Source organism: Streptomyces sp. SID5910 (assembly GCF_009862125.1).
GTDB lineage: Bacteria > Actinomycetota > Actinomycetes > Streptomycetales > Streptomycetaceae > Streptomyces.
Genome location: NZ_WWHX01000977.1, coordinates 1 through 5,054 on the forward strand (window position 1 = coordinate 1; position 5,054 = coordinate 5,054).

At 77.6% G+C, this 5,054-nt stretch carries 3 protein-coding genes; all 3 read right to left on the reverse strand.

Features of this window, described 5'->3' with window-relative positions; genetic code table 11:
* The coding region (locus tag GTW67_RS35005) for a DUF5682 family protein (protein ID WP_346010817.1) at window positions 1-3,527 on the reverse strand (3,527 nt) is incomplete at its 3' end.
* Between the two features lie 5 nt (window positions 3,528-3,532).
* Window positions 3,533-4,702, reverse strand: coding sequence for an ATP-binding protein (locus GTW67_RS35010; protein WP_161168750.1), 1,170 nt, complete (start codon window positions 4,700-4,702; stop codon window positions 3,533-3,535).
* A gap of 32 nt (window positions 4,703-4,734) precedes the next feature.
* Window positions 4,735-5,054 (reverse strand): hypothetical protein (locus tag GTW67_RS35015; protein WP_161168748.1); only part of this gene is annotated, 320 nt, incomplete at its 5' end.

The window sequence follows — 5,054 nt, forward strand, 5'->3', positions numbered from 1 at the left end:
TCCACCGGCATGCCCGCCGCGACGAGCTGACCCGCGACACCGGTCGAGTACCGGGGCCGGCCCGCGTCGTCGAGGCTCGCGCACCCGAGGACATGGCAGCCCGCCCCGACCAGGGCACGGACCTCGGCGAGCAGACCGCCCACCGGGTAGCCCTCCTCGAAGTCGCTGACGACCACGACGAGGGTGCGGGACGGCACGGTGACCAGCTCGCGGGCGTGCCGCAGCCCCGCGGCGATGTGGGTGCCGCCGCCCACGCTGACCTCCAGCAGCAGGGACAGCGGGTCGTCGACGTGGTCCGTGAGGTCGATGACCTTCGTGGAGAACGCCAGGAAGTGCGTGGACAGGCTGGGCACCCCCGCCAGCACCGACGCCGTGAGAGCCGACCAGACCGTGGACGCCTCCATGGACCCCGACACGTCGGTCACCAGGATCAGCCGCCAGTCCGCGGCGCGCCGGGCGCGGGTGCGGAAGACCGGGTGCTCGGGGACGACCCGCACGGTGCCGTCCGGGCCGCGGCGCGCGGAGGCCAGGTTGGCCCGCAGCGTACGGGCCAGGTCCAGGCCGCCGCCCGGCCGGCGGCTCGGGCGGGGCAGGACCGTCCCGTGCAGCGCGGGACGCAGCCGCGTGGCCAGCTGCCGGGTCAGCGCGTCGACCAGGCTCCGGACGAGCGGCCGGAGCGCGGCCAGCCGTGACTCGGGCAGGCCGCCCGCGTGCCGGAGTACCGTCCGCAGCAGGTCGACGGAGGGCCGCGCGCTGTCCGGGTGGAGCTCGGCCAGCACGTCCGGCCGGCCCGTGGCGGCCGCGGCCGCCAGCACCTCCTCGCGGATGCCCGGACCGAACAGCGCCGCCAGGTCCTCCGACCACTCCCGCACGCCGGGGTAGGAAGCCTCCCGGCCGCCGCCACGGCCGGGACCGGACAGATCGCCCCGGCTGCCCTCGCCCCGGCCGCTGCCGTACAGCTCGTCCAACGCCGTGGCCAGCGCGGCCGCCGACGGGGCCAGCCGGTCGCTCCGCCGGCCCAGCACGAGCCGCCAGCGGTCGGCGGGGGCCGGCCGGCGTACCTCGAAGGCGACGGGAGGCGCCTCACCGTGCGCGCCGTCGGGCGGCGCGTCCCCGTGTGCGGCGGCGGGCCCCGGTGTTCCGGCCTCGCCGGCCGGTGGCGGGGGCAGCAGGCCGAGGGCGTCGAGGGTGGCCCTGGCCGCGAGGTCCGCGCCGGTCCAGCGGGCGAGGGCGACGGGATCCACGGTGCCCGTGTCGGCCAGGTGACCGACCGCCAGCCGCTCCTCGACGGTCGTGAGGAGCCGGTCGCGGGCCGCCGGGCTGAGGGCGTCGAAGCCGCCGCGCAGCGCGGGCAGACGGTCGAGGAAGCCCCGGTCGGGCAGTTCGGACACCCGGTTCAGGAGCGGCTCCAGCGCCGGGGCGGCCGACTCCAGCAGCGGGCCGGCGGCCGTCAGCAGCCCGGTCAGCCGTGCGGTGAGCGCGGCCCGGGACGCGGGGTCGTTCGCCGTGTCGACCCACGCGGCGACGCGCTCGCCGAGCACCCGCGCGTCCTCGTGTCCGAGCAGCACCCGGACGGCACCGGCCGCGCCGCGCATCAGGGGCGAGCCGTCCTCGGCGAGCCGGGCCAGGGCGTCGGTCAGCCGGACGCCGCCGAGGAGGTCCGCGCGGTGGGCGAGTTCCAGCAGGGCGTGCGCGTCCGCCGGGTCCTCGGCGCCGGCCAGGCCGTCCACCTGACGCACCGCGGCGGCGGTGAGCAGTTCGGCCACGGCGGCGGCCCGGGCGGTACGGTCCTCGTCGGTGCCGAGCCCGGCGAAGTGACCGGCTCGCAAGCGGTCCAGAAGGCCGAGACCGGTGAGGAGTTCGGGCAGCGCGGCGGCCCCGGGAAGCACCTCGGCGGTCTCCGCCAGCCGCGAGTCCGTCAGCTCCGGCAGGCCGCACTCCGCCGCCTGCCGCAGGCCCTCCAGCGTCTGCGCGGGCGTGGGCCCTCCCTCGTCCCGCTCCGCCCGCCACCGCTCCCGCAGTACCCCTTCGGCGGCCTGGGCGGGCGTGACACCGCGTACGCCGGCCGCGTTCAGCATGGCTTCGGTCGCCGGGGTCCAGCGCACCTCCCACCGCGTGGTCAGCGCCTCGGCACCTCCCGCGGCGACGACCTCCCGCGGCTCGGCGTACGGCACCCCGCACACGGTCAGCCGGCGCAGCAGCAGGTCGCGCCGGCGGTCGAGGCCGGAGCGCTGCGGGTCGAGACGCAGATCGCGGGGCTTCACGCCGCCGGGACCGTCGGCCGCGGGGCCCGGCAGTCCGAGGGACGACAGCTCCGCCTCCACGGCCGGGGCGAGGCCGCTGCGCGGTGCGCCCGGGGCGGGACGGCCACCGCGCGTCCCGACCAGCACGTGTTCCATCGCCCGTGCGACGGCCCGCCCCCTGCCGTACGGCTCGCCCTGCGCGAGCACCGTCTGCACCGCCTCGACCAGCTCGCCCCGGCCCGGCGCCGGCAGCCCCCGCAGCCGGGCGAGGTCCGAGGCGAACCGGGTGATCTCGCGCGCGTCGGGCGGCCCCGACGGGTGCCCGAGGGCACGCAGCCGCGCACACACCCGCACGGCCGTCCCGGTCAGCGCCTCCTCCAGCGCGCCCGGATCACCGGCCGCGCCCAGCACCAGATGCTGCCACTCCGGATCCCGGATACCGGCCGGATACCCCGACCGCTCGTCCAGGAGCGCGTAGCTGTACGGAATGAGCGAGGTCGTCCACCCCGCCCCCTCCGCACAGCCGGCCTCGGCCTCCGCGTCGGCCCCCGCCTCCCCCTCCCCGTCGGGCAGCGCCAGTGCCGGGGCGTGGAAGGCGCCGACGACCACGGCCGCCCGTTCGCCGTGGGCGGTGGCGGCGCTCAGCCGGTCCCGCATCCATCGTTCGCGGCGCAGATCCAGTTCGGGCACCCCGCCCGCGGCCACCGCTTCCTCGCGCAGCGCCCATCCCGTCAGCAGCGCGGCACGGCGCAGCTCCTCGGGCGTGGAGCCGGGAGCCGTCGCCTCGACGAGCCGGTCCCAGAGGTCCTCGCCGGGGCGGCCGGTCAGCCGGGCCCGCAGGGCACGGGTGAGGTCGCGCCGGCCGGACTCCGGCGCGGCGCCCCGACCCTCGCTCCACGCCCGGTCGGCCAGCGGCAGGTCGCACGCGACGACCGGGACCCCGCGCCGGACCGCCCAGCGCACGGCGGCGAGTTCGGGGGAGAAGTCGGCGAAGGGATAGAACGCCGGCCCCCCGCCCCCCTCGGCGGGCGCCGCGGCCAGCGCGACCGGCGCCCGCGTCTCCTCGTGGCCGAGCCACGGCAGCCACTCCTGCATCTCGGCGGGCAGCTCGACCAGCAGGACGTCCGGTGCGGCCCCGTCCAGCAGCGCCGGCACGGCTCCGGCCAGGGACGGCGCGTGATGCCGTACGCCGATGAGGTAGGGCGCCGCCGGATCCGTGAGGGCGTCGGCCGCCTCGGCGGGCGTCAGGGACGGTGCGGGGAAGGGAAGCGGGGGAAGGGACACGGCGGTCAGGCCTCCAGGACCGTGGGCAGGTCCCACAGGGTGCGCCAGGTGGCCGAACCCTGCTCCGCGCGGCGCCGCACCGGACCGTCCCAGTAGCCGCGCAGCCGGGCCGCGTCGGCGGGGTCGTCCTTGCGCACGACGCCGAGGAGATGCCCGGGCAGCAGCCCCAGCACGTCGCGGTCACCGGGGAAGTAGGCCGCGGCCAGCCCCAGCGCACCCGCGACGGACACGGCTTCCGCGGTGCTCATCACGGTGGACGGCCGCTCGACCTCCCAGCCCTCTGCCGACCGCCCCTCGCGCAGGTCGCGGAACGCGGTGACCAGCGCCTCCAGCACGGCGTCGTCGACCTGGAAGGCCGCCCCCGCCCGCTCGACCGAGGCCCGCGCCTGGCTGCGGACCAGCGCGGTCTCCGCGTCGAGGTCGGGGATCGGGCCGACCGTCTCGAAGTTGAAGCGGCGCTTCAGCGCGGCGGACATCTCGGAGACGCCCTTGTCGCGCAGGTTGGCGGTGGCGATGAGGTTGAACCCCGGTGCCGCGTGCGCCAGGGCGTCGTCGCTGCCCGCGAGTTCGGGCACGGCGATGCGCCGCTCGGACAGCAGGGAGACCAGGGAGTCCTGCACCTCCGGCAGACAGCGGGTGACCTCCTCGACGCGGGCGATGCCGCCGCGACCCATCGCGGTCAGCACGGGTGAGGGCACGAGCGCCTGCCGGCTGGGGCCCTGGGCCAGCAGCAGCGAGTAGTTCCAGCCGTACTTCAGCTGGTCCTCGGTCGTGCCGGCCGTGCCCTGCACGACCAGGCCGCTGGTGCCGCACACGGCGGCGGACAGCAGCTCGGACAGCAGGGACTTGGCGGTGCCCGGCTCGCCCACGAGCAGCAGGCCGCGCTCCCCGGCGAGGGTGACGACGCATCGCTCGACCAGCGCCCGGTCGCCGACGAACTTGCCCTCCACCGTCAGCCGGCGCGGCACGCCCTCGGGCGCCTCGGCGTCGTCGGGCAGGCGCAGGGCCCGGCCGTCGCTGCCCATGACGAAGGTGACGACGGCCCGGGGCGTGAGCCGCCAGGCGGGCGGGCGCGGGCCCGCGTCGTACGCGGCGAGGAAGGCCAGTTCGGTGGCGTACCGGTCCTCGGGCGGCACGATCTGGCGGGCGGTGTCGGGGGACAGGGCGGTGGTCATCGACGTGTCTTCCAGGGGGCTCGGAGCGGTGGTCATCGGCGGCGGGCCTTTCGCGCGGGCCGGGTGACGAGTTCCTCGTAGGCGGGCGCGTCGCCGGCGCGGACGCGGTCCCAGGCCCGGGCGAACAGCTCGGGCACCGGCAGCAGCGGCACGGCCCGCAGCCCGCCGCGCACCGGGTAGAGGGCTTCCTTCCAGGTCTCCACCGGCAGCGCGGGGGACTTGAGGTCGAGCCAGCCGCAGGGCAGGAACAGCGAGCGCCCGGCACGAGCCCGCTTGGCCTCCACGACCAGGTCCGTCGCGGCGAGTTCGGCGCGGGCCTTCTTCAGCCGGGCGGGCTTCCAACCGGTCCAGC

Coding starts and splice junctions, on each gene's coding strand:
- GTW67_RS35010 (WP_161168750.1), bottom strand. CDS start 4,702: ATGACCACCGCCCTGTCCCCCGACACCGCCCGCCAGATCGTGCCGCCC.